Here is a 24,641-nt window from a genome sequence, read left to right on the forward strand (position 1 = left end):
AGCTCGAAAATATTGGAGGTAAGGATGAATGTCTTTTAAAAGTGACGTAGAAATCGCTCAAGAGGCGAAGATGTCCAAAATCATTGATGTTGCCAATGAACTCGCGATCCCTGCAGAAGAGCTGGAACTCTACGGTAGTTACAAAGCTAAGGTTTCCCTGAAAACCTGGGAACGCATTAAAGAACGGCCGGATGCCAAGCTGATTCTTGTAACCGCCATCAATCCGACCCCGGCCGGTGAAGGCAAAACCACGACTACGGTCGGACTTGGCGATGCTTTGCGGAAAAAAGACAAAAAGGTTGTTATTGCCCTGCGTGAACCATCCCTTGGACCCTGTTTTGGCGTTAAAGGCGGCGCTGCCGGCGGCGGCTATGCCCAGGTAGTGCCAATGGAAGATATTAACCTGCATTTTACCGGTGATTTCCATGCGATTACCACTGCCCATAACCTCCTGGCAGCAATTATTGACAATCACCTGCATCACGGCAATGCTCTGGGGATTGATCCCCGCCGTGTAACCTGGCGCCGGGTGCTGGACCTTAACGAGCGGGCCCTGCGTTTTATCGTTTGCGGTCTGGGCGGCAAAGCCAACGGCGTACCGCGGGAAAATGGCTTTGATATTACGGTTGCGTCGGAAATGATGGCTATTCTGTGTTTGGCTAAAGATCTTGATGATATGAAAGCCCGTATCGGCAAGATTATTGTTGCTTATACGCTGGACGGCAAACCGGTGACTCCGAACGACCTGAAAGTAACCGGGGCTTTGACTTTGCTCTTCAAAGATGCCATTAAGCCGAATCTGGTGCAAACCCTGGAAAACACACCGGCTTTCGTCCATGGCGGCCCGTTTGCAAACATTGCTCACGGCTGTAACAGTGTATCTGCCACCAAATATGCCATGAAGCTTGCCGATGTTGTTGTAACTGAAGCCGGTTTCGGTGCTGACCTGGGGGCGGAGAAATTCCTGGATATTAAATGCCGTTTTGCCGGCTTTACGCCTGCTGCAGTTGTGATAGTCGCCACAGTTCGGGCCCTCAAGATGCATGGCGGCGTACCTAAAACCGAACTGGTCGGCGAAAATATGGCGGCACTGGAAAAAGGGCTTGCCAATCTTACCAAACACATTGAAAATATGCAGAAATTCGGACTGCCCACGGTTGTTGCCATCAATGCCTTCCCGACTGATACGGATAATGAACTTGCATTTGTTGAGGAAAAATGCAATGCTATGGGGGCAGAAGTCGCCTTATCCGAGGTTTGGGCCAAGGGCGGCGAGGGCGGCCTGGTACTTGCCGATAAAGTTCTGGCAGCTTGTGAAAAGCCCAACAACTTTAAATTTATCTACGACGAAAAAGCTGGTATTAAAGATAAGATCAGTGCTATTGCCACCGAAATCTATGGCGCTGACGGTGTAAACTATACCCCGGCGGTGGAAAAGACCATTCAGGAGCTGACTGCTCTTGGTTATGATAAAACGCCGATTTGCATGGCGAAAACCCAATATTCCCTGAGTGACGACATGGCTAAACTGGGGCGTCCGTCCGGATTTAGCATCACTGTCCGTGAACTGCGGGTTGCCGCCGGTGCCGGTTTCCTGGTGGCAATCACCGGCGAAATTATGACAATGCCCGGTTTGCCGAAAGCCCCTGCCGCCGAAAGAATGGATATTGATAATACCGGTAAAATTATTGGTTTATTCTAATTCTACAAAAAATACTAATATATCAAAAATTTTTCGCAATCCTTGCAGGTATTCGCCCGATATAGGGCGAATACTGAAGATAGAGTTTGTGAAAAAAACCTCATAATCGTAAAAACCTGAGTAGCCAGCTCCTTTGTAAGTGGACTCACTGAAAAACAACTATGAAGAACATAGGGAGGAAAAGAAGAATGTCCGACAAAAGAACAATCGACGTGGCAGCCACCCCAATGCTGGATAGGGCTAAAGAAATCGGCTTTTTAACAACATTTGACCGCGCCAAAGCGCAAGAGCCCCGTTGTACTTTCGGGAACACAGGTATCTGCTGCCGTATTTGCCTGCAAGGCCCCTGCCGTATTCTGCCTAAGAAACCGGGTGGAAATAAAGGCATCTGCGGTGCTATGGACTACACTATTGTTGCCCGTAACATTGTCCGTTATATCGCCGGTGGTTCCGCTGCTCACTCTGACCATGGCCGTCACATTGCGGAAACCGTTCTGCATGTTGCCGAAGGCAAACTGAAGGATTATCAGATCACTGATGCTGTAAAACTAATAGCTGTTGCTAAAAAGATTGGTGTCGAAACGGAAGGCCGCGATGTACTGGCTGTTGCCAAGGATGTTGCCACAGCTGCTCTGGATGAGTTTGGCCGCGTTAATGAAGACGAGATTACCTGGCTTACTGCCAATAGCAATGAAAGCACATTGGACGTCCTCCGTAAAACCAACATCATGCCCAGCGGGATCAATCTGAGTCTGGCCCAATTATTGCACCAAACCCATGCGGGTAATGACGCCGATCCTGTTAATATTATTTTCGGCGGCCTGAAGGCTGCTCTGTGCGACTATGACGGTATGGCGCTGGCTACCGATCTTTCCGATATTCTGTTTGGTACCGGTGTACCTGTAGTGACTGAAGCAAACCTTGGCGCCATCAAAGCTGACAAGGTTAACATTGCTCTTCATGGCCATAACCCGCTGCTCTCGCAAATGGTAGTTAAAGCTGCCAAAGAGATGCAGGGAGAAGCTAAAACTGCTGGCGCTGCAGGCATCAACCTTGTTGGTATCTGCTGTACTGGTAATGAAGTCTTGACTCGTGAAGGTGTCGCTATTGCCACTAACTTTGCTACTCAAGAATTGGCTATCCTTACAGGAGCTATGGACGCGATGGTTGTTGACGTACAGTGCATTATGCCGAGCTTACGCAGCCTGGCTGAGTGCTATCATACCAAGATTATTACTACCATGCCGATTATGAAAATTCCTGGATCCTATCACCTGGCCTTTGATGAGCACCGTGCCCTGGACAGCGCCAAAGAGATTATCCGTCTGGCTATTGATGCTTACAAGGTTCGCGATACTGAAAAGGTTTGCATTCCGGATGTCAGAAACACGGTTGTTGCCGGTTTTACGCTGGAATCACTGCTTAATATCTTTAAGAAGATAAATGCCGATGCGCCAATCCGGGTTCTGACCGATGCCATTGAGGCTGGTGAAATAAAGGGAGTTGCCCTGTTTGCCGGTTGCAACAACCTTAAGGGCACTCACGATGAAAACCATTTCACTATCGCTACCGAGCTGGCTAAAAACGACGTATTTATTGTCGCTACCGGTTGCGCAGCCCAGGCATTTGGTAAAGAAGGCCTGCTAAACGGTGACGGTGTGCAGAAATATGCCGGTGAAGGACTTAAGAAATTCATTGCCCGTTTGAATGCAGCTGCCGGTTTAACAGCTGAGCTGCCACTTATATTCCATATGGGCTCTTGCGTTGACAACAGCCGTGCCCAGGACCTGGCCAATATGATGGCGAAGGAAATGGGCCTGGATAACCGTGATGTGCCTTATGTTGCCTCAGCGCCGGAAGCAATGTCGGAAAAAGCTGTTGCCATCGGTTCCTGGAATGTTGCTCTTGGCAATCCTGTGCATGTGGGCGTTGTTGCTCCTACTGTTGGCAGTACCCTTGTCAATGACGTTGTTACTAAGGTTGCGGAAGACGTGTTTGGCGGCTTCTTCTTCTGGGAGACTGATCCGGTTAAAGCAGCGACAAGACTGGTAGACATCCTTGAAGAACGCAACTGGAAGAATGCCATGCGCAAGAAAGCCAATCAAGCAAGAGAAGAAGCTAACTAAGTAACTTTAAATATATATTGCACCTTTTTGATACTGAGAAATTGACTCTATGAAGGAGGACGAAAAATAATATGTCTATGGAGCTTTTTAAAGGCGCCTACGAAGGTGCTGTTACAGCTACTAGCTATGCGGAAATTCTTCTGGCCAAAGCCATCAAGGAACATGGTGCCGATTGCCCGGTAAAATATCCTGATACTGCCTACAGACTGCCGGTAATTACAGCTTTGAGCGGTGAAGAGGTTAATACCATTGGTGACCTGGCCCCTATTCTAAACCGGATCCGGACGACTAACATCAGGGAAGGATTAACTTTTGAAAACGCTAAACTGAACGGGGAAGCAACCCTGTATGCCGCTGAAGTTATTGAGGCCTTGCGTTATCTTAAAGGTGTTAAACCTGATAAATTTCCTTACTGTGGGTTCATTGCTGACCCTATTCTGCGTAAGTTCGGTGTGCCACTGGTTGACCAGACGATCCCCGGTGTTGCCGTTATTGTCGGCAAAGGCAAGGACAGCAAGTCAACTGCCAAGCTGGTAAAAGACCTCCAGTCTAAAGGGATAATGATCTTCTTATGCAATGAGGTTATCGAGCAGTGTATTGAGGAAAACGTTAAAATCGGCGCCGATTTCATTACCTTCCCGCTCGGTAACTTTACTCAGGTTATCCATGCTGTTAACTTTGCTTTCCGTGCCGGTCTGGCCTTCGGCGGCATTCCTGCCGGTCAGCGTGAACGGGCCATTGAATACCAGGGTAAACGCGTACTGGCCTTTGTCGTTCAGCTTGGACCCAATGATATTGTTAAATTTGCCGCCGAATTCGGCGCCATCTTTATGGGCTTCCCCATTGTCACCGACCAGCCGGTGGCCGAGGAAATTCCCGACTGGTATCAATCTGAACCGGACTATGAGAAAATCGGCAAATTGGGTCTTGAAATGCGCGGCATCAAAATCAAGATCGTTGATATCCCTGTACCAATCACCATTGGACCTGCTTTCGAAGGCGAAACCATCCGCAAAAAAGATGCTCATGTTGAGTTCGGCGGCGGTCGTTCCACCAGCTTCGAGCTTGTTCGGATGTGTGAGGCCGATGAGGTGGAAGACGGCAAAATTCAGGTTATCGGACCGGAAATTGATGAAATGCCGGAAGGCAGCGTCTTCCCGCTCGGTGTCATGGTTGATGTCTATGGCCGTAAGATGCAGGAAGACTTCGAAGGCGTGCTTGAGCGCCGTATCCATTACTTCGTTAACTACGGCGAAGGTTTATGGCACGTAGCTCAACGTAATATGATGTGGGTGCGTATTGGCAAAAATGCTAAAGAGCTAGGCTTCAAAATTAAAGATATTGGCGAGATTCTTATTGCTAAATTCAAATCTGACTATCCGGCTATTATTGACCGTGTACAAGTCACTCTTGTTACCGATAAGGATGTCATTGAAGAAAAAATCAAACTGGCAATCGCCAAATACTCTGCCCGTGACGCCCGTCTCAAAGGCCTCACTGACGAAGCAGTCGAAACCTGGTACACATGCACACTCTGCCAGTCCTTTGCACCTAACCATGTGTGTATTGTAACGCCAGAACACGTAGGCTTGTGCGGTGCTGTTAGCTGGCTGGATGCCAAAGCCTCCAATGAAATTACCCCAACCGGCCCCAATCAGCCGGTTACAAAAGGCGATTGCATAGATCCTGTAAAAGGTCAGTGGCAAAACCTTAATGAATTCTTCTACTCAGGCTCCAACCGGACGATAGAAAAGGTTAATTTTTATACCATGATGGAAGATCCGATGACTTCCTGCGGATGTTTCGAAGCTATTATGGCGATACTACCGTTGTGTAATGGTGTCATGCTTACCACTCGTGAACACACTGGTGATACCCCTTGCGGCATGACCTTCTCGGCTTTGGCCGGTACTTGCGGCGGCGGTGTTCAAACCCCTGGTTTCATGGGAATGGGCCGTCGTTACCTCTGCAGCGCTAAGTTTATTCCAGCAGATGGTGGTTTGGCACGTGTTGTCTGGATGCCGAAAGAACTTAAGGAATTCCTGGGTCAGGATTTGATTGATGCGGCTGTAGCGGCCGGACTGGGCGCTGATTTTGTCGATAAAATTGCCGACGAAACTGTTGGCACCGATGAAGAGGCAATCCTGCCGTTCCTGGAAGAAAAACAACATCCGGCAATAACTATGGATCCCATGATGTAATAAAGCAGCTCTTGGTTATTTAATTTAAGGAAGAATGAGTGGCACATCTTGGTACTGAGTATTATATAGGGTTCAAGATGTGTCACAATTCTCATATTTATTTAAAGTGCTTATAATCGAAAGGAGAAGAGAAAATGGCATTAACAGGTTTGGATATCTTTAAACAACTACCAAAGACAAACTGTAAAGACTGTGGTTCACCTACCTGCCTGGCTTTTGCAATGGCAATGGCTAACGGCAAAGCATCCCTAGATATGTGTCCGCACGCAACGGAGGCGGCGAAAGAAACCCTGGGCGCGGCTACTGCTCCGCCTGTACGCACTGTAAAGGTCGGCGTCGGCGAACAAGAGGTTGTAATGGGCGATGAAACTGTCCTGTTCCGTCATGACAAAACCTTCTATCATCCGACTGCTTTGGCAATTCAGATTTCCGACACCCTGTCCGGTGCGGAACTGGATGCTAAGATTGAAAAAATCAACGGTCTGGTCATGGACCGCGTAGGCCAAAAAATAGCCATTGATATGGTTGCTGTCACCAACTGCTCCGGCAATGCGGCTACTTTTAAAGCTGCCGTTGAAGCTGTTGCTGCCAAAGCTAATTTTGCGCTCCTGCTGGTAGCCAATCTGGAAGGCCTGGAAGCAGCTGTGCCTGCAGTAGCTGCCAAGAAACCGCTGCTCCATGCGGCAACTGCTGAAAACTGGGAAAAGGTCGTAGCTCTGGCCAAAGCCAATAACTGCCCGGTAGTAGTAAAAGGTGACGGCCTTGACGACACAGCCGCCCTGGTTGAAAAAGTGGCTGCCCAATATAAAGAGCTTGTTATTGATTTCGGAAATAAGCAACAGGCGAAAACGTTAGCCGAATTGATTAATGCCCGCCGGCTGGCGATCAAGAAAAAATTCCGGCCTTTCGGCTACCCGCTGCTTGCTTGCACAGTAGCCACCGATTCCAAAGAAGAAATTGTCGAAGCGGCTACTTATGTCGCTAAATATGCCAGTATTGTCTGCTTGAAGGTTGATGAAAAAGCTCAATTGCTGCCTTTGATGGCCTGGCGCATGAATATCTATACAGATCCGCAGAAGCCAATGGCTGTTGAGTCCAGTAAGGTTTATGAAATTGGCAATGTTGGTCCTGACTCGCCTGTGTATGTATGCACAAACTTCGCTCTGACCTATTTTGCTGTTGAAGGTGAAGTGGCAGCAAGTAAAATTCCCGGCTATATCGTAGCTGTTGATACCGACGGTGCTTCAGTTCTTACTGCCTGGGCCGCAGGGAAGTTTGTTGCTGAACCTATTGCTGAATTCATTAAAAATATCGGCATTATGGATAAAGTGAATCATAACAGCATTGTTATTCCCGGTTATGTTGCTATTATCAGTGGTAAACTGAAAGAAAAATCCGGTTTAGACGTAATCGTTGGACCGCAGGAAGCTGCTGGCATTCCGGCTTTTGCCAAAGCACGTTACCCGCACCTTGTGAAATAATCACCCCTGTAACTGTTGGCTGAATGCTAATAGCAGCCTTGCTCAACGAATCAGGAGGGTAGTTTAAGATGAACAAACGGTTCGTAACATTTCTTCCCGCAGGAGTCAAAGTTGAGGTGGTTGCAGGCACTGATCTTCTCACTGCCGCCGGTAAAGCCAATATCGAAATGAAAGCACCTTGCGGCGGCGACGGTACTTGCGGTAAATGCACAGTACACATTAAGAGCGGTGCTGTTAAAGCCAAACGGGACAGCCATTTGGCAGCTAAGATTGCAGAGCAGGGCTTCAATTTAGCCTGCCAGACTTTGGTTCAGGACGAGGATTTGGTGGTAGAGATCCCTAAAACCTCGGTCATGAGCAAAAATCAGGTGCTTGTTGCTGACAATAAGCTTAATAGTGGAATTTCCGAAGCCTTAAGCAACTATTTGCTGCATGTATGGCAGCTTAAAGAATTGTTGCTCGAGAAACAGGAAAGCCCACTGAACGGCTATCCGCTCAACCCGCTCTGCCGGTGTATCAGGCTGACCCTGCCTGCAGCTAACCTGCAGGACAATCGTGACGACCTTAATCGTTTGACTTTGGCTCTTAAGAAAGAAACTAAGTGTACGGATATTAATATTTCCCTCCCGATTATTCGGAATTTGGGAGAAACCCTCAGGGCTGCCCAATTTAAAGTGACTGTACTGGTGTCTGAGGTTGGTGGCAAGGCGGAAATAATTGCTGTTGAGCCAGGCCATAGTCAACAGCCTCTGTATGGTATTGCCGTCGACATCGGTACTACTACCGTAGTGGCCTATCTCCTGGACCTGGAGAAGGGCCGGGTTGTTGAAACTGCAGGTACTCATAACCGGCAAGCCCGTTTTGGTGATGATGTCATCAGCCGTATTGTTTATGCAGTAGATGAGCCTGATGGCTTGAAGACTGTCTATCAATCAATTATTGATACGATAAACACTTTGATTACAGACTTATTGATTAAGCAAAAGCAGATTAAAGAAGCTGATATCCGGGTAATGATGGCCGCCGGTAACACTACCATGGCTCATTTGTTCCTGGGGATTAGCCCCAAATTCATCCGCCTCGAGCCGTATATTCCGACCGCTAACTTCTTTCCTGTGGTTAAGGCGCAGGCATTGGGGCTTAGAGTGAATCCTGATGCCTTGGTGTTCAGCTATCCGTCAGTGGCTAGTTATGTTGGTGGCGATATTGTATCAGGCACTTTGTTTACCGGTATGGGCAATGAGGATGCACCAATCTCCCTGTTGATTGATATTGGAACAAACGGCGAGATGGTCTTAGGTTCCGGTGACTGGCTGGTAACCTGTTCCTGTTCAGCCGGTCCGGCCTTTGAAGGGTCGGGGATAACTTTTGGTATGCGGGCTATGTATGGTGCGATTGAGCGCGTGGAAATAGACTCGCAAACCTATGAGGCATCTTATTCGACGATCAATAACGGCAAACCAATCGGCATCTGCGGTTCCGGGCTGATTGACTGCCTGGCTAAACTTCGGCGTACCGGCATCATTGACAGGGCCGGAAAATTTCAGACCAGTCTGCCGACTGAACGCATCCGCATTGGTGATACCGGGCCGGAATATGTCCTGGTTTGGCAGGAAGAAACGGATATTGACCGTGATATTGTCATTAGTGAAGCCGATGTCAAAAACCTGCTCAGAGCGAAAGGTGCAGTTTTTGCCGGTATTCGCACTTTGCTGAATGTAGTGGGTTTCGAGCTTGAGAGTATTGAAAACATCTATGTGGCCGGCGGCTTCGGTAATTACCTTAATATACCTGATGCAATCGCTATTGGCTTATTACCGGATATACCTATAGAAAAATACAAATATGTTGGCAATACCTCGGCCAAAGGTGCCTGTATGGCCCTGTTATCGCAAGAAGCCTGGCTTGAAGCCAACAGTCTCGCCGGAAAAATGACATATATTGAATTATCGGTTGGTAATCTGTTTATGGATGAATTTGTCTCATCCTTGTTTATTCCACATACTGATTTGACCTTATTTCCCAATATCAGTCTTTGATGCAGAGACTGTTTAAGCCGGGTGTTATTGAAAGGAGTTTCAAGATATGGCAAAGCATATAGCAGTGGCAGGGAAAGGCGGTACCGGAAAAACCACATTTGCGGCGTTACTGATTCGGTATCTTGTTAAAAACAATAAAGGCTCCATTTTGGCAGTTGACGCAGATGCCAACGCTAATTTGAATGAAGCGTTGGGTATGGATGTTGACCAAACGATATCGGAAATGATAACAAGTACCAAAAATCCCAAGAACATTCCTGCCGGTATGACCCAGGAAACTTATATTGAATATAAACTCCAAGCTTCATTAGTCGAATCAGACAATGTTGATATGCTCGTGATGGGTGGACCTGAAGGCCCAGGTTGTTATTGTTTTCCTAATAACCTTCTTAAAGGCTATATGGATAAGCTGAGCAAGAACTACAGCTATGTGCTGATGGATAACGAGGCCGGTTTGGAGCATATCAGCCGCCGCGTAACCCAGGATATTGACTATATGTTCGTGGTGAGTGACGCCTCAGCCCGCAGTATTCGTTCGGCCGGACGTGTGCGGCAGCTTGTTGACACACTAAAATCGGACGTGAAAAAAATCTATTTAATCGTTACTAAAACCCAAAGCGATGAGGATCTCCTTACCCTGCAGGGAGAGATTGACAAAACCGGTCTGGAATTAATCGGCGTAATCCCCAATGACCCTTTGGTAGCTAAATATGATTTGCTTAGTCAGCCCCTGTTCGATTTACCAGACAGTTCAGTGGCTGTACAGGCGGTAAACGCCATTTGTAAAAAAGTAGAAATCTAAAAGTTTGGAAGGAGCGTAACTATGGCAACTAATATATTGAAAGAAAGATATTCCGGTAAAATCAATACCGTTACCCTCGGTGCAACCAAAGAAGAGGGCGGCACCCGTACCAGCACCGTAACTGTTGGCGGCGAAACGACAATGCCGTTCCTTCATTTTGAAGGTGACATGCCGTTAAAGCCTGTAGTTGCAATGGAAATTCAGGACATTAATCCTGGCTGGCATCCTGTTCTGAATGAGGTTTATGCCGATGTAATCGACAACCCTGTTGCCTGGGCCAAGAAATGCGTCGAAGCCGGCGCCGACCTGATCTATCTGAAACTGGCCGGTGCCCATCCTGACAATGGCGATAAAAGCCCCGAAGACTGCGCAAAAATCGTTAAGGAAGTACTGGCTGCAGTGGGTGTGCCGCTTATTGTTGTAGGCTGCGGCGAGGATGAAAAGGATAATGCGGTTTTGCCTGTTGTTGCTGAAGCCGCTGCCGGTGAGAACCTGCTTATCGGTTTGGCTAAACAGGACAGCTATAAATCCGTGGCTGCCGCAGCGATGGTGCATAAGCACAAAGTGCTGGCCCAAAGCCCGCTTGATATCAACATTTGCAAACAGCTGAACATCCTTATCTCCGAGCTGGGCCTGTCTGCTGAAAACGTTCTGATTGATCCAAGTACGGCAGCGCTTGGTTATGGTATTGAGTATACCTATTCTATCCTTGAACGCGGCCGCCTGGGCGCTCTGGCCGGCGATAAAATGCTGTCCCAGCCTGTAATCTGTCAGGTTGGCTATGAAGCATGGCGGGCCAAAGAGGCAGTGGCTACCGAAGAAGACTTCCCCAACTGGGGCAACCAGGCTGACCGTGCCATCCTGTGGGAAGCCATGACTGCGGCCGGTTTGTTGCAAGGCGGCGCTCACATTATGGTTCTCCGTCATCCGGAAGCGGTTCGTCTCTTCAAGAAAAATTCGGAAGAATTAATGGTTAAACCTGAAATCTAATTCTTATACACAATGCCGCGCTATACAGGGACTTGGTGAGACACTTTCTTTAATTGCGATTTCCCTTAATATAATTAATAAAATCGAGGAGGATTACTAATGCTTATTATTGGCGAGAGAATTAATGGTATGTTCAAGGACATCGGTTTAGCAATTCGGGAGCATGACCCGAAACCGCTCCAGGAATGGGCTGCAAAACAAAAAGAAGGCGGTGCTCACTACCTGGACGTAAACACCGGCCCTAACTCGGAAGATCAAACAATTGACCTTCCCTGGATGGTAAGTGTGTTAAAAGAGTGCACTGATCTGCCGCTGGCTATCGATACTACGAACTATGATGCTATGGAAGCCGCTCTTATCGCTTATGGTAAACCGGGCGCTATCATCAACTCTATCGGTTGCGAGCAGGAAAAAATTGACCGTGTATTCCCGATGGCTGCAAAATACCAGGCTGATGTTGTTTGCCTCTGTATTAATAAAGTCGGTATTCCGAAGAGCGCTGAAGACCGGGTAGCAATGGCAATGGAGTTTGTCGCTAATGCTGAAGCTTATGGTCTGCAGCCGGATAACCTTTTCATTGACCCGATTATTTTGCCGGTTAACGTTGCCCAGGAACATGGCATTGAAGCTTTAGAAACAATTCGCCAGATTAAGATGATTTCTAATCCTCCTCCCAAAACCACTGTCGGCCTTTCCAATATCTCGCAAAAAAGCCCGCATCGTCCGCTGATCAACCGCACCTTTGCCGTAATGGCGATGACTGCCGGTCTGGACTCCGCAATCTGCGACGCTAATGATGACGCGCTGGTGGATGCTATCGCCACTGCCCGCTTAATCCTGAATCAGGACATTTACTGCGACTCCTACGCTAAGGTGTTCAGACAGCGTTAATACCGCTGGGTTTACGCCAGGAAAGGAGGTCAATGATGTCAACGGTGAACGAACCCGTAAAGGGAAAAGCTTCTTTCTGCCAGGAAATCGAAGAAAAATCTCATCAGCCAATCACTTCATGCTATCATTGCATGAAGTGTGCTGGTGGCTGTCCGATAAACTTTGTCATGGAGCATAACAATTACGAAATCTTGCGGATGATTCAGCTGGGAGAAAAGGATAAGGTTTATCAATCCAATACTCCATGGCTCTGCGTTGGTTGTAAAACCTGCGCAGTACGCTGTCCAAACGGAATTGACACATCCAAGGTCATGGACACGATTAAGATGGAGACCATTGCTGAAAACAAAATTCCGGCCAGCCATTATAATGTCAAGTTGTTTTACGAATTGTTTCTTGACTCCATGAAAGGGTTTCCGGTGATCGGCGGCGAAGGCCGGGGTTATGAACTTGGTCTCATGGGACTTTACAAATTGTGCACAGGCACTTATTTGGCGGACATGAATCTCGGCAAAGAAATGACTAAACGGGGCAAAATGCCGTTTTTGCCACATAATGCCCTTAAGCGGCGCAAGGGTGAAGTCAAGAAAATATTTCAGAGAGCAAAGGAGAAAAAGGCGCGATGAAACTAGGCTATTATCCAGGCTGTTCGCTGCACTCCACTGCGGCTGAATACAATATGGCTACCGAGGCTGTATTTAATGCGCTAGGGCTGGAGTTAGACGAACTGCCCGAGTGGAATTGCTGTGGCGCTACCGCCGGTCACTCCACTGACAAATTTCTTGCGCTTGCCTTGCCGCTGAGGAATCTCGTTATTGCTGAAGCCGAACAGCAAAAAGAACTGGTCCTGCCATGTGCTGCCTGTTATAATCTTGTGAAAGGCGCGGACCATTATTGCCGTGAAGGTACTCCGGAAGCCAGGGATGCTAACGAAGAACTGAAAAGTATAATGGGATCAGCCTACAATGGCACTGTTCATGTCACCCACCCGCTGGAAGTCATTATGAGGAAAGAATATATCAGTAAGGTTGGCGCGCAGGTTAAAAAACCGCTTAGCGGTCTTAAGCTTGCACCTTATTATGGCTGTCTTCTTACCAGACCTACGTATGTGGCTTTTGATGACGTAGAGCAACCGCAGGCGATGGACCAACTGATGAAACTGGCCGGTGCCGATGTCAAGCGGTGGTCATATAAAACTGACTGCTGCGGCGGCAGTTTAACGGTGCCACGTACCGATGTTGTTTACGAGATAACGAAAAATCTGGTGACTGCCGCGCAACGGGCAGGGGCCGATGCGATCGTAACAGCATGTCCATTGTGTCAGATGACTTTAGAAACCCGGCAGAAAGAAATACAGAAACCCATACCAGTCTTTTTCTTCACCGAATTGCTGGGGATTAGTTTCGCTCATCCTGAAGCAAAAAAATGGATGAAGAAACATATTATTAATCCCATACCGCTCTTGACATCATTGCAGTTGTTGTAACCTATCCAGAGAAACCGGCAGAACTATTATATAGCTATGTCCGGTTTCTCGGCGGTTATACCACCTAATTTGCAATGATGGTGAAGATAAGATATTTTAGCGAAAGGCAGTGAGAGCCATGCAAAAGGATGTGCTCGTTATTGGCGGTGGCATTGCCGGTCTGCAGGCGGCTCTGGAATTAGCTGGGGCAGGATACCCGGTTCATCTGGTAACAGATGAAGCAAATCTTGGCGGCAAACTAATCGACTCCTCCGGACAGGGCAACCAGTCGGCCTGTATCTGGGGTGAGCAGGTAAATATTTCCGCTTTGTATTTGGGTGGTAATCTCCATGCAGCCAGTACGGTGTTGGGGTCACTCATTATCCGGGCCTGCAACAACCCGCTTGTTCATGTTTATACCAGCAGCAGGCTGGTGGAATTACAAGGGGATGTAGGCCATTTCCAGGCTACCATCAGCGATGTTGCCGCAGGCAAGCGCAGCCAAAAACTCGTCGTCGGAGCGGTTATTCTGGCAGCAGGTTTCAGCATGTATGATGTATCCCAAAAAGGCGAATACGGATATGGGTATTATAAAAATGTCATTACCAGTTTAGAGTTTGAACATTTATTATCCGAAAGCCGTTATCGCTCAGACTGTATCAGACGCCCGTCAGACGGAAACTGTGCCGAAAAAATTGCTTTTATTCAATGTGTCGGCTCCCGGGATGTAGTATCCAAAGGGGAATATTGTTCAGCTATTTGCTGTATGTTTACGGCCAAAGAAGCTATTTTGGCCAAAGAGTTTGCTCCCAAGACTGATGTTACTGTGTATTATCTAGACCTAAGAGCCTGCGGCAAGAACTTTGATACCTTTTTAGCGCGGGCGCAGGAATTAGGCACTAACTATGTACGGACTATGATTTCTGAGGTTAAAGAAGACCCTGTAACGGAAAAATTATCAATTAACTATGCTGCGGCTAGTAGACCAGTGAAAGAAGAGTTTGATCTGGTTGTACTGGCGGCAGGTATTCGTCCGTCTACCCGTTTGCAAGAAACTGCCGCAATTTTGCAAATTCAGTTAAACCAGTTTGGTTTTGTTCAGGTTGACCCACTTGAACCGGTAACTACCAAACGGCCTGGTATTTTTTCAGTTGGTGGCAGTCAAGGCCCGCTTGACGTCCCGGAAACAATGGCCCTGGCCAGCGCAGCAGCTGCTGCCATTACGCGGGCCTTAGGGAAGCCGGAAGGCCGTCCAGGCCGGAGGCCGGCGGCTGAGCGTGATATCAGCCAGGAACCTGTCCAGGTTGGCGTATTCCTTTGTAAAAGCGGTCTAGCTACTATGGGGGCGGATGCCGATGCTGTAGCTGCAGCAGCGAAAGGTCAGGCCGGTGTAACTGTAGTTGAATGTGATCAGGCGGTTTGTCAGCCTGAAGCCATAGCGAAGATTCAGAGGCTGATTGCCACGCAGGGACTGAACCGTATTGTTGTTGCTCCCTGTGTTTTAAAACATAACCTAAATCTTTTCCAGGAAACAGCACAAACGGCGGGTTTAAACCGGATGCTTGTTGAACTGGCAGAGGTGCCGGCCAGGGTTTGGGATAAGAATGCCGAAAAGGCCACGAAAGCGGCCACGGCGGTAACTGTCCGCGCTGTAAATGATGTCAAAGCCTTTAAGCCGCTTAGGTGGCATGCTGAACCGGTGACCCCCCGGGCCCTGGTGGTCGGCGGCGGCGTCAGCGGCCTGGCGACAGCGCTGGCACTGGCAGATCGTGGTTATGGCTGTACTATTGTGGAGAGAGCGGCTGTACTTGGCGGATATGTTAATAATTTCACCGGCAGTTTAGAAACTGAGGATCTTAAACAAACTGTTCAGAATCTGACTAAAGAGGTGCAGCAAAACGACAAGATTCAAATACTGCTTAATTCAGAGGTAACGGAGCTTAGCGGCCGCCAGGGGAATTTTATCACCACTGTTGCCACCGGTCAAGGTCCTGTTAAAGCCGTTAAGAAGGTTGAACACGGAGTGGTTATTCTGGCTACCGGCACGACCGCTTATGTTCCGTCAGATTATTTATATGGTCAGGATCAACGGGTGATTACCGGGGTTGAGGCCATGTACCGCCTGATTGACGGCCGCTTACCGCTTAAGGGCGAGGCTACGTATGTCTTTGTGCAGTGTGTTGGTTCGCGGAATGAGGAACATAAGTATTGCAGCCGTACCTGCTGTGGTGAGACAATTTATGCAGCCACAAAGATAAAAGAACAAAAGCCTGAGGCCCAGGTCTATGTACTATCACGTGATATTCGCACACCAGGCTATCTTGAGTTGAAATATCGTGATGCCCGTAAAGCCGGTGTCATCTTTATCCACTATGATGAAACTGCCCAGCCTGTCCTGGAAAAAGACAATGCCGGCAACCTGTCGATGGCTGTCTGTGATCCCCAGTCAGGCCTGACACTGACACTGAAGCCGGACCAGGTGATTTTGGCAGTTGCCCAGACAGCATCACCGGCGGCCCGGCAAATGGCTGAGATATTCAAAATTCAGGTCAATGCCGATGGTTTTCTGTCAGAAACGCATTCTAATTTCGGTACAATTGCCTTCCCCGGCGGTGGTATTTTTATTGCCGGTGCCGCCCATGGTCCCAAATCAGTTGTGGACTGCCTGATTCAGGCCAAGGGGGTAGCAGGTCGTGCCGCCCGTATTCTGGCTCAGCCCGCGCTGATGATGGGCGGGATGGTGGCAGAGGTGGAGTGGGATAAATGTGCCGCCTGTTTGACCTGTGTACGGACTTGCCCGTACACCATTCCGCAGATTACCCGGGAGAAAAAGGAAATGGGGGCTGCTTATATTCCGCCGGCCGATTGCCGCGGCTGTGGAATGTGCGCGTCTGAATGCCCGAATAAAGCAATTTTTGTCCATCATTATCAGGATGATGAGGTCCTCGCCCGGGTTGAGACCGCGTTGACGGAGGTAGGTTAAAATGAGTGATGTTAAAGTAGTTGGGTTTGTTTGCCGCTTGTGCGCGCTGATCAGCTCTGACCTAGGTCCTCCGGCCGACGTTACTATTAAAATCGAGACTGTTGAGTTGCCTTGCGCTGGTAAAGTTGACGGCAGACTGCTGTTAGAAGCGTTTGAAAAAGGCGCTGATGCCGTATTTGTAGCTGGCTGTCCTGAGCATGAGTGCATGAACGTGAAAGGTAGTTCCCGTGCCCGGAAGCGTTTAGAGCATATTAAGGAAATGCTGGATCAGGTTGGGGTTGGCGGCGACCGTTTGGTTATGTATAACGTGTCCGGCACACATGGCCCGCGTTTTGCCCAGATCGCCCGGGATATGGCCGGACTGCTTGAAAAATTAGGTCCGAGTCCGTTAAGGCCCGGAAGGCCTAGAAAGGAGACGAGTCAAGCGATATGATAGTTGCAGAAATAAAGCCGATTGAGGAAATTGCCGAGGCGATAAAAGGCGCAAAAAAAGTATTGGTTGCCGGCTGTGGCGGCTGTGTTACCGTGTGTCTGTCCGGTGGGCAGAAGGAAACTGATATTATGGCCAGTGCTCTCCGGATGAAAATGAAAGTTGACGGTCAGCCTCTGGAAATTGAAACGGCAACGTATGAACGTCAGTGCGACCCTGAATATGTAATCAGATTTAAAGAGCATTTGCAAGACGTAGATGCGGTTGTGTCTATGGCCTGTGGTGTTGGTGTACAGTTTATGGCCGAGAATTATCCTGAAATCATTTTTGTGCCCGGTCAGAACACTAAATTTGCCGGTGCTGCCATTGAACACGGGATCTGGGAAGAGCGCTGTATGCTATGCGGTGAGTGTGTACTTGCCAAAACCGGCGGTGTCTGCCCGGTTATCCGCTGTTCCAAGAGCCTCATGAACGGACCGTGCGGCGGCTCGCAAAACGGCGTGTGCGAGATCAGCAAAGACACTCCCTGTGCCTGGCAGCTTATTTATGACCGCCTCAAAGGTCAAGGACGTCTGGATATGATGACCGAAGTACTGCCGGCTAAAAACTGGTCTAAGAACAGAGACGGCGGTCCCCGCAAAATTGTGAGGGAGGATGTGCGGTTATGAGTGAAGCAGTAGCCCTTGATAAACAAGCTGAATTAAAGACCGACAGCAAACTAGAGAAGCTGTACTCCTTAGGTCATTTTGTCGTCACCGGTGAGCTTGGTCCGCCTCAGCATGCCGAAGGCCATGAACTGGAGCACCATGCCCATGAACTGAAAGACATCGTGGACGGGTTTAACCTGACTGACAATCAGACCGCTATTGTACGTTTGTCCAGTATTGCTGCCGGTATTCATGTTCTCAAAGGCGGCGGTGTTCCCATTATCCAGATGACATGCCGGGACCGGAACCGGATTGCGATGCAAAGTGATTTGCTTGGTGCCTACAGCCTGGGGATTCGTGATGTTTTGTGTTTGAGCGGCGACCACCAGTCTTTCGGTAATCACCCGACCAGTAAGAATGTATATGATGTTGACTCAGTGCAATTGATTGCCATGGTCAAAAAGATGCGGGATGATAAAAAATTCCTGTCAGATGCTGTCATAAAAGCTAACGAGCCGCGGTTTTTTATCGGCGCGGTAGAAAATCCATTTGGTGATCCCTTTGAATTCCGGGCAATCCGTCTGGAAAAGAAAGTGAACGCCGGCGCCGATTTTATCCAGACGCAGGCAATATTTGATCTGGAAAAGTTTGCCCGTTTTATGGAAATGGCTGTAGCACGCGGGATTCATGAAAGAACCAAGATTACAGCCGGTATTCTGCCGGTACGTTCGGTAAAAGCGCTGCAGTATATGAAAAAAGACGTTGCCGGTATGGAAATACCTGACAGTCTCATTGAGCGGATGAAAAAAGCCGAGGATCCGAAAAAAGAGGGTATCCAGGTTGCTATCGAAATGTGTAACGAGCTCAAAAAAATCCCTGGTGTTGCGGGTATTCATATTATGCCTGTTGGCTGGGAAGCCGCACTACCTGAGATTGTCAAAGGTGCTGGATTCCTGCCTCGCCCTAAAGTTTAAATAATAGACAATTTCAAAAGTAGCGGATCAAGTATTAGCTTGTCCGGAGCAAATGCAGTGTATGGGGTCAGCTGGAATACTGGCTGATCCTGTATTGTTTTAAGATTATAACAGCCTTATTCTCCGTAGCCTTAAGAGGTCATAGGAAAGGGTGAGATAAAAAGCATGTGTTCAAAAGTGACAAAAGATCAGGCATTAGAAATTATCGGGAAATATGAGAAAGTCCTGGCCATCATTAATAAGTACGGTAAAGCGAAAGAACAATTGTTATCTATTCTCCTGGATATTCAGTGTGCTTCAGGAGAGAATTACGTAGCTGAGGAATGGGCTGAGGTGGTAGCTTGTCAGCTGGATCTGCCTATTAGCAAAGTACATGATGTTCTTACTTTCTATGCGATGTTCAACATAAAGCCTCATGGTAAATATGTCATTGAGATCTGCAAAAGCACACCCTGTCATGTCACAAAAGCTGACGCCGTAGTTAAAATGTTTGAAGAAGTATTGGGTATAAAACTGGGCGAAACCACTCCCGACAATCTTTTCACCCTGATGCATACCAGTTGCGTTGGTGCCTGCGACATTGGTCCGGTAGCCAAGATCGGTGATGAAGTATATGGTAACCTGACAGCGGCTAAAGTGGCCGAGGTTGTTACTAGTTACCGGGGGGTGTCCTCATGTCAAAAATAAATAAACTTATTTCCAGTAATTGCGGCGTAATCAGACCCGATTCTGTTGAAGACTATGTGAAAGCAGGCGGGTATGAAGGTCTGAAAAAGGCTTTCACTATGACGCCGGAAGAAATTATTAGCGAAGTTAAAAAGGCTAAATTGTTAGGTCGCGGTGGCGCTGCTTATCCGGCTGGTTCAAAATGGGAACAATTGCTGGCAATCCCGGAGTTCCCGAAATATATTGTTATAAATGCCGATGAAGGCGAGCCAGGTACTTTTAAGGATAAGTTGTTGCTAAGTCAAGATCCACTTAGAGTAATCGAAGGTATGACCATCTCCGGACATGTTTTCAGTTCCCATGACGGCTATATCTATATTCGCGGTGAATACCGCGCTATTCAAAAGGTTTTCCAGAGTGCCATTGATAACGCTGTAAAGGCCGGGTATCTTGGCACAAACATTATGGGTACTGATTTTGAGTTTAATATCCATATTATGACCGGTGCCGGCGCTTATGTATGCGGTGAAAACTCGGCGCTCCTTAACTCCATTGAAGGTAAAGCCGGACGTCCACGCATTAAACCCCCGCATTTGGCAGAAGTCGGATTGTTCCTTATGCCGACACTTGTTAATAATGTGGAATCAATCGCCAATATCCCGACAATTGTTCTCGATGGCGGTGATAAATACCTGAGCTACGGCACCAAAGACAGTGGTGGGACAAAACTTATTTGTCTGTCAGGCAATGCTGTTAACCGCGGCGTATATGAAATTCCTTTTGGTGTGAGCCTGCGTGATGCCATTTATGATCCTGAAATGGGCGGTGGTGTTCCTAACGGCAAAAAACTTAAATTCTTCCATCTTGGTGGTCAGTCAGGTCCGATAGGCGCTGAGGCGCAGTTAGATACTATGTATTGTTATAAAGCGCTTCGCAACGCCGGTTTGAGCGTTGGTTCCGGCGCAATCGTGGTTATGGACGAAGATGTCTGTGTAATTGATTATTTAAAAGGGGTCACTGAATTCTTTATCCATGAGTCTTGCGGTAAATGTACTCCTTGCCGGGAAGGTAACAAGCAAATTTATGCAATACTTTGTAAACTCTCTGAAGGTGAAGCGACCAAGGAGGATATGGCAGTTCTTAAGCGAATGATTGATACAATGACCAATACCTCATTCTGCGGTCTGGGTCAATCGGCAGCAGTTGCCTTAAATACCTGCTGGAAGCTTTTCAAAGCTGAATTTGAAGATCACCTGCATAAGAAATGTCCGGCGCAAGTTTGCTTTACTGAACAGGAAAGGGGTGAGTAGTGATGGGCCATCATGCTTCAGATCCTAACAAGATAGTAAATATTACAATTGACGGTATTCCTGTATCATGTCCAGAAACCACACTTATCCTGGATGCCGCAAAAATGGTTGGTATAGATATTCCCGTATTATGCTATCATCCTGACTTGAAAGTGCGTGCTACCTGCCGGGTATGTGTAGTAGAGATGAAAGGCCAGAGGAAACTTAAGACTGCTTGCGGTAATGAGGTTTGGGACGGTGCAGAGTTTATCACTAACAGTCCGTCAGTTCGCCAAGCCAGGAAAGATGTTCTTGAACTTATCCTGGCTGAGCACCCGCAGGACTGCTTACAATGCATTAGAAGTACAAATTGCGAACTGCAACAGTTAGCAAGAGATTTTGGTATTAGCAAGCCATTATTTGCAAACCAGCCTAAACAAATCCCGATTGAGGATTCCAATGGCGTTATTGTCCGCGACATGGAAAAATGTGTAAAATGCGGACGCTGTGTTGAGATGTGCCAAGAGGTTCAAACCGTTGGCGCCATCAATACTGCCCATCGCTCAGTTGAATACGAAGTGACCACTGCTTTTGACCGGCCGCTGCAAGATACTACCTGCGTATATTGCGGACAATGTATTGCGGTTTGTCCGGTAGGCGCATTATATGAAAAAGATGATAGCGAAAAGGTTTGGCAGGCGCTTGCTGATGCCGACAAACATGTTATTGTCCAAGTCGCCCCGGCTGTCCGGGTAGCATTGGGTGAGGAATTCGGTATGGGCTCAGGCAGTATTGCTACAGGCAAAATGGTGGCTGCTCTCCGGCGCTTAGGCTTTGATAAAGTGTTTGATACCGATTTCGCTGCCGATGTAACCATTATGGAAGAAGGTAGCGAGCTGTTAGAAAGAATGAGTCATGGTGGCGCATTGCCGCTTATTACCTCTTGCAGCCCAGGGTGGGTTAACTTTGTTGAGACATTCTATCCGGATTTATTGCCTAACGTGTCAAGCTGCAAATCACCGCAACAAATGTTTGGTGCATTAGCTAAAACCTATTATCCGCAAAAAGCTGGTATTGATGCCAGCAAAATAGTATCGGTGTCTATCATGCCTTGCGTTGCTAAAAAATATGAGAGTGCCCGCCCTGAAATGAATGGCAGCGGCTATCGCGATGTAGACATTGTTTTGACCACACGGGAGTTAGCCCGGATGATTAAACAGTCAGGATTTGACTTCAATAAGCTAACAGATGAAGAGTTTGACGCTCCGCTTGGTTTGTCTACTGGTGCGGCTGTTATCTTCGGTACCTCTGGTGGCGTTATGGAAGCAGCCCTTCGTACTGTGTATGAAGTTGTGACTGGCAAAGAGCTAGCCAATGTTGACTTTGACGGCATACGCGGCTTGGCCGGCGTTAAAGAAGCCGAAGTTGACCTCGATGGCCAAAAAGTTAAAGTAGCCATTGCCAATGGTCTTAAAAACGCCCGCCAGATTTTGGATAAGATTCGAGCCGGCGAATGTGAATATCAGTTTGTTGAGATTATGTGCTGCCCAGGTGGCTGTATTGGCGGCGGCGGTCAGCCGTGGGGTACTACTGCTGCTACTAAAGAGGCTCGCATGGCCGGTCTCTATCAGGCAGATCGTGAAACTCCGATTCGTCAGTCGCATAAGAATCCGGCAGTGAAAGCATTGTATGAAGAGTTTTTAGGTAAACCGCTTAGCCATAAGTCTCACGAACTTCTTCATACTCACTACCATCCCCGCCATAAGTAGGAGTAAGTAAGAGCTTGTAGATTGTTAATGAGGACGGCTTCCCATAGCCGTCCTCATTTGTCAGCTATAATATAAAATAGCTGTTTGTGTAGTAGCGACGGGCTGTGATAAAATACAAATAGAGCCTATCCAACTTGTTAACGAGAACATGCCAAGGAGGATCTGACCCTTGATATTAATGCTAGATAACTATGATTCCTTTGTATATAACCTCGTCCAGTACCTTGGCGAAATGGGAGAAGATATCCGGGTTTTCCGGAATAATAAACTGACGCTTGCTCAAATTGAAGACATGCGTCCTGACCACATTGTTCTCTCACCCGGCCCTTGCACTCCTAATGAAGCCGGTATTAGCCTTGAACTTATTAAGTATTTTAAAGGTAAAATACCTATTCTGGGCGTTTGTCTTGGTCATCAGGCCATCGGACAGGCGTTTGGCGGCGATGTTGTGCGAGCGCCACGCTTGATGCATGGCAAAACGTCTCTGGTATATCATGACGGTAAAGGTGTTTTCTGCGGTTTAAAGAACCCATTATCAGCTACCCGCTATCATTCATTAATAGTTAAGAAAGAAACCCTGCCTGATTGCTTTGAGATTACTGCTGAGACTGAGCTCGGCGAGATTATGGGAATTCGACATAAAGAGTATCTGATTGAAGGTGTCCAGTTTCATCCAGAGTCCATTCTTACTGAAGAGGGACATGCCATGTTGGAAAACTTTCTTACGATGAACCCTACATGGACAACCAAGAGAAAGGGGCCAGCCGGTAAATGAGACCGACACCGATTATACGCGAAATCAACCTGACATTGCCGCCTGCTGAAGTATTTTCGTTATTTGCCCAGCAGCCTTACAGTGTTTTTTTGGATAGCGGCGTGGATACAAACGGTATGGGACGCTATTCTTTTATAGCCCGTGACCCATTTTTGCTGTTTTCCAGCAAGGCACAAACAATACATATTGAAGATAAGAGTGGTAGCCGGACTTTGGCTGGCAACCCTTTTGACGAGCTTAAGCGACTACTTACTATATATAAAACCCAAAAAGTATCCGGACTACCCCCGTTAACAGGCGGGATTATCGGTTATTTCGGTTATGATATGGGATATCTCTTAGAAATAATTCCCGGGTTAAGTACAGATGACCTCAACAACCCTGACTGTTTCTTTGGTTTTTATGATACAGTGTTGATTTTTGACCACCATACCGGTAAGTCATACATTGCCGCCAATGGTTTTCCTGAACACAACGAGCCGGCACGGCACCAGCGGGCTGAAGCCCGCATTGCGGAACTGGCTGGTATGCTAGCTGCAGCTAAACCATTGCCTGAACCTAAACCTCAAATACCTGAAGGTGACTTCCAGTCAAATTTTACGCGCGAGGGACATTGTGCAATGGTGCAGCAAGGCATAGACTACATTGCTGCCGGTGATATATTTCAGGTAAATCTGACACAACGGTTTAACGCTAAAGTGACGGTTCCTCCTTACGAGCTTTATCGCTATCTTCGGCATATCAATCCAGCGCCCTTTGCTTCATATTTAAATTTTGGTGAGGTTATTGTTGCCAGTGCTTCACCTGAACGCTACTTACTTGTGACTGATAAAATGGTGGAGACAAGGCCAATAAAAGGCACAAGACCACGTGGCACAGATCCGGAAGCAGACAGGCTGCTCAGAGATGAACTGCTCGCCAGTGAAAAGGATCGGGCTGAGCTGGTTATGATTATCGACCTTGAACGCAACGATCTGGGAAGGGTTTGTGAGTTTGGCAGCGTCCGTGTGCCTGATTTAATCCGGTTGGAGCAATATGCGACAGTCTTTCATCTTGTATCAACTGTGGTGGGAAAGCTGGCAGAGGATAAAGATATTATTGATCTTGTAAAAGCCTCTTTTCCCGGCGGTTCGATTACCGGAGCCCCTAAAGTCCGGGCAATGGAGATTATTGATGAGCTTGAGTCAGTCCGGCGAAGTATCTATACCGGTTCGGTTGGGTATATTGATTTTAACGGCGACGCTGACCTAAATATTATTATCCGAACATTTATTATTAAAGGGGACCGTGCTTATTATCAGGTCGGGGGTGGTATAATAGCTGACTCTATTCCTGAGCTTGAATATGAAGAAAGTTTAGACAAGGCCCGGGCGCTTATGCGAGCTCTGGGTTATCATGTGTAAGGACGTTG

At 47.7% G+C, this 24,641-nt stretch carries 19 protein-coding genes; all 19 read left to right on the forward strand.

Translation table 11 applies throughout. The features are described from left to right. Window positions 1-28: 28 nt before the first annotated feature. Window positions 29-1,702 carry a formate--tetrahydrofolate ligase gene (locus SPTER_RS06745; protein ID WP_144349621.1) on the forward strand — a complete coding sequence of 558 codons (1,674 nt, stop codon included), beginning with the start codon at window positions 29-31 and terminating at the stop codon, window positions 1,700-1,702. Between the two features lie 188 nt (window positions 1,703-1,890). After that, window positions 1,891-3,828, forward strand: a complete 1,938-nt coding sequence (cooS, locus tag SPTER_RS06750; protein WP_144349622.1) for an anaerobic carbon-monoxide dehydrogenase catalytic subunit — start codon at window positions 1,891-1,893, stop codon at window positions 3,826-3,828. A 71-nt stretch (window positions 3,829-3,899) separates the two neighbouring features. Then, on the forward strand, window positions 3,900-6,029 hold the full coding sequence (gene acsB, locus SPTER_RS06755; protein ID WP_144349623.1) for an acetyl-CoA decarbonylase/synthase complex subunit alpha/beta: 2,130 nt from the start codon (window positions 3,900-3,902) through the stop codon (window positions 6,027-6,029). A 134-nt stretch (window positions 6,030-6,163) separates the two neighbouring features. Then, window positions 6,164-7,510, forward strand: a complete 1,347-nt coding sequence (acsC, locus tag SPTER_RS06760; RefSeq protein WP_144349624.1) for an acetyl-CoA decarbonylase/synthase complex subunit gamma — start codon at window positions 6,164-6,166, stop codon at window positions 7,508-7,510. A 68-nt stretch (window positions 7,511-7,578) separates the two neighbouring features. Further along, window positions 7,579-9,549 (forward strand): ASKHA domain-containing protein, encoded by a 1,971-nt coding sequence (locus SPTER_RS06765; protein ID WP_144349625.1) that lies wholly within the window; start codon window positions 7,579-7,581, stop codon window positions 9,547-9,549. Window positions 9,550-9,595: 46 nt separating this feature from the next. Next, entirely contained in the window at window positions 9,596-10,351 is a 756-nt protein-coding gene (locus SPTER_RS06770) for an ATP-binding protein (RefSeq protein ID WP_144349626.1), read from the forward strand. A 21-nt stretch (window positions 10,352-10,372) separates the two neighbouring features. Continuing rightward, window positions 10,373-11,341, forward strand: coding sequence for a CO dehydrogenase/acetyl-CoA synthase subunit delta (gene cdhD, locus SPTER_RS06775; protein ID WP_144349627.1), 969 nt, complete (start codon window positions 10,373-10,375; stop codon window positions 11,339-11,341). 99 nt (window positions 11,342-11,440) lie between these two features. Then, on the forward strand, window positions 11,441-12,232 hold the full coding sequence (locus SPTER_RS06780) for a methyltetrahydrofolate cobalamin methyltransferase (protein WP_144349628.1): 792 nt from the start codon (window positions 11,441-11,443) through the stop codon (window positions 12,230-12,232). A gap of 131 nt (window positions 12,233-12,363) precedes the next feature. After that, the gene (locus SPTER_RS06785; RefSeq protein ID WP_170233181.1) at window positions 12,364-12,858 is read left to right on the forward strand and encodes a 4Fe-4S dicluster domain-containing protein; all 495 of its coding nucleotides are present in this window, start codon (window positions 12,364-12,366) and stop codon (window positions 12,856-12,858) included. Then, a complete protein-coding gene (locus SPTER_RS06790) occupies window positions 12,855-13,718 on the forward strand; it encodes a CoB--CoM heterodisulfide reductase iron-sulfur subunit B family protein (protein ID WP_144349630.1) in 864 nt (287 codons plus the stop codon). Before SPTER_RS06785 ends, SPTER_RS06790 begins: the two co-directional genes overlap by 4 nt. Before the next feature lie 118 nt (window positions 13,719-13,836). Beyond that, window positions 13,837-16,680 (forward strand): FAD-dependent oxidoreductase, encoded by a 2,844-nt coding sequence (locus SPTER_RS06795; RefSeq protein ID WP_170233182.1) that lies wholly within the window; start codon window positions 13,837-13,839, stop codon window positions 16,678-16,680. 1 nt (window position 16,681) lies between these two features. Beyond that, window positions 16,682-17,113 carry a hydrogenase iron-sulfur subunit gene (locus SPTER_RS06800; protein ID WP_144349632.1) on the forward strand — a complete coding sequence of 144 codons (432 nt, stop codon included), beginning with the start codon at window positions 16,682-16,684 and terminating at the stop codon, window positions 17,111-17,113. Continuing rightward, complete coding sequence (locus tag SPTER_RS06805) at window positions 17,110-17,778, forward strand: methylenetetrahydrofolate reductase C-terminal domain-containing protein (protein WP_144349633.1); 669 nt, start codon at window positions 17,110-17,112, stop codon at window positions 17,776-17,778. Before SPTER_RS06800 ends, SPTER_RS06805 begins: the two co-directional genes overlap by 4 nt. Continuing rightward, window positions 17,775-18,731 (forward strand): methylenetetrahydrofolate reductase, encoded by a 957-nt coding sequence (locus SPTER_RS06810; protein WP_144349634.1) that lies wholly within the window; start codon window positions 17,775-17,777, stop codon window positions 18,729-18,731. Before SPTER_RS06805 ends, SPTER_RS06810 begins: the two co-directional genes overlap by 4 nt. A gap of 165 nt (window positions 18,732-18,896) precedes the next feature. Next, entirely contained in the window at window positions 18,897-19,418 is a 522-nt protein-coding gene (locus tag SPTER_RS06815) for an NADH-quinone oxidoreductase subunit NuoE family protein (RefSeq protein ID WP_144349635.1), read from the forward strand. Next, complete coding sequence (locus SPTER_RS06820) at window positions 19,406-20,707, forward strand: complex I 51 kDa subunit family protein (RefSeq protein WP_144349636.1); 1,302 nt, start codon at window positions 19,406-19,408, stop codon at window positions 20,705-20,707. Before SPTER_RS06815 ends, SPTER_RS06820 begins: the two co-directional genes overlap by 13 nt. Window positions 20,708-20,709: 2 nt before the next feature. Further along, a complete protein-coding gene (locus SPTER_RS06825; RefSeq protein ID WP_144349637.1) occupies window positions 20,710-22,455 on the forward strand; it encodes an NADH-dependent [FeFe] hydrogenase, group A6 in 1,746 nt (581 codons plus the stop codon). A 169-nt stretch (window positions 22,456-22,624) separates the two neighbouring features. Next, window positions 22,625-23,230, forward strand: coding sequence for an aminodeoxychorismate/anthranilate synthase component II (pabA, locus tag SPTER_RS06830; protein WP_144349638.1), 606 nt, complete (start codon window positions 22,625-22,627; stop codon window positions 23,228-23,230). Continuing rightward, on the forward strand, window positions 23,227-24,633 hold the full coding sequence (gene pabB / locus SPTER_RS06835; protein WP_144349639.1) for an aminodeoxychorismate synthase component I: 1,407 nt from the start codon (window positions 23,227-23,229) through the stop codon (window positions 24,631-24,633). The genes pabA and pabB overlap by 4 nt, the downstream gene beginning before the upstream one ends. The last annotated feature ends 8 nt before the right edge of the window (window positions 24,634-24,641 follow it).

The organism is Sporomusa termitida, assembly GCF_007641255.1.
Lineage (GTDB): Bacteria > Bacillota > Negativicutes > Sporomusales > Sporomusaceae > Sporomusa > Sporomusa termitida.

Coding starts and splice junctions, on each gene's coding strand:
- SPTER_RS06825 (WP_144349637.1), top strand. CDS start 20,710: ATGGGCCATCATGCTTCAGATCCTAACAAGATAGTAAATATTACAATT.
- acsB (WP_144349623.1), top strand. CDS start 3,900: ATGTCTATGGAGCTTTTTAAAGGCGCCTACGAAGGTGCTGTTACAGCT.
- SPTER_RS06810 (WP_144349634.1), top strand. CDS start 17,775: ATGAGTGAAGCAGTAGCCCTTGATAAACAAGCTGAATTAAAGACCGAC.
- cooS (WP_144349622.1), top strand. CDS start 1,891: ATGTCCGACAAAAGAACAATCGACGTGGCAGCCACCCCAATGCTGGAT.
- SPTER_RS06800 (WP_144349632.1), top strand. CDS start 16,682: ATGAGTGATGTTAAAGTAGTTGGGTTTGTTTGCCGCTTGTGCGCGCTG.
- SPTER_RS06765 (WP_144349625.1), top strand. CDS start 7,579: ATGAACAAACGGTTCGTAACATTTCTTCCCGCAGGAGTCAAAGTTGAG.
- cdhD (WP_144349627.1), top strand. CDS start 10,373: ATGGCAACTAATATATTGAAAGAAAGATATTCCGGTAAAATCAATACC.
- SPTER_RS06745 (WP_144349621.1), top strand. CDS start 29: ATGTCTTTTAAAAGTGACGTAGAAATCGCTCAAGAGGCGAAGATGTCC.
- SPTER_RS06805 (WP_144349633.1), top strand. CDS start 17,110: ATGATAGTTGCAGAAATAAAGCCGATTGAGGAAATTGCCGAGGCGATA.
- SPTER_RS06815 (WP_144349635.1), top strand. CDS start 18,897: ATGTGTTCAAAAGTGACAAAAGATCAGGCATTAGAAATTATCGGGAAA.
- SPTER_RS06795 (WP_170233182.1), top strand. CDS start 13,837: ATGCAAAAGGATGTGCTCGTTATTGGCGGTGGCATTGCCGGTCTGCAG.
- acsC (WP_144349624.1), top strand. CDS start 6,164: ATGGCATTAACAGGTTTGGATATCTTTAAACAACTACCAAAGACAAAC.
- SPTER_RS06785 (WP_170233181.1), top strand. CDS start 12,364: ATGAAGTGTGCTGGTGGCTGTCCGATAAACTTTGTCATGGAGCATAAC.
- SPTER_RS06780 (WP_144349628.1), top strand. CDS start 11,441: ATGCTTATTATTGGCGAGAGAATTAATGGTATGTTCAAGGACATCGGT.
- pabB (WP_144349639.1), top strand. CDS start 23,227: ATGAGACCGACACCGATTATACGCGAAATCAACCTGACATTGCCGCCT.
- SPTER_RS06790 (WP_144349630.1), top strand. CDS start 12,855: ATGAAACTAGGCTATTATCCAGGCTGTTCGCTGCACTCCACTGCGGCT.
- SPTER_RS06770 (WP_144349626.1), top strand. CDS start 9,596: ATGGCAAAGCATATAGCAGTGGCAGGGAAAGGCGGTACCGGAAAAACC.
- SPTER_RS06820 (WP_144349636.1), top strand. CDS start 19,406: ATGTCAAAAATAAATAAACTTATTTCCAGTAATTGCGGCGTAATCAGA.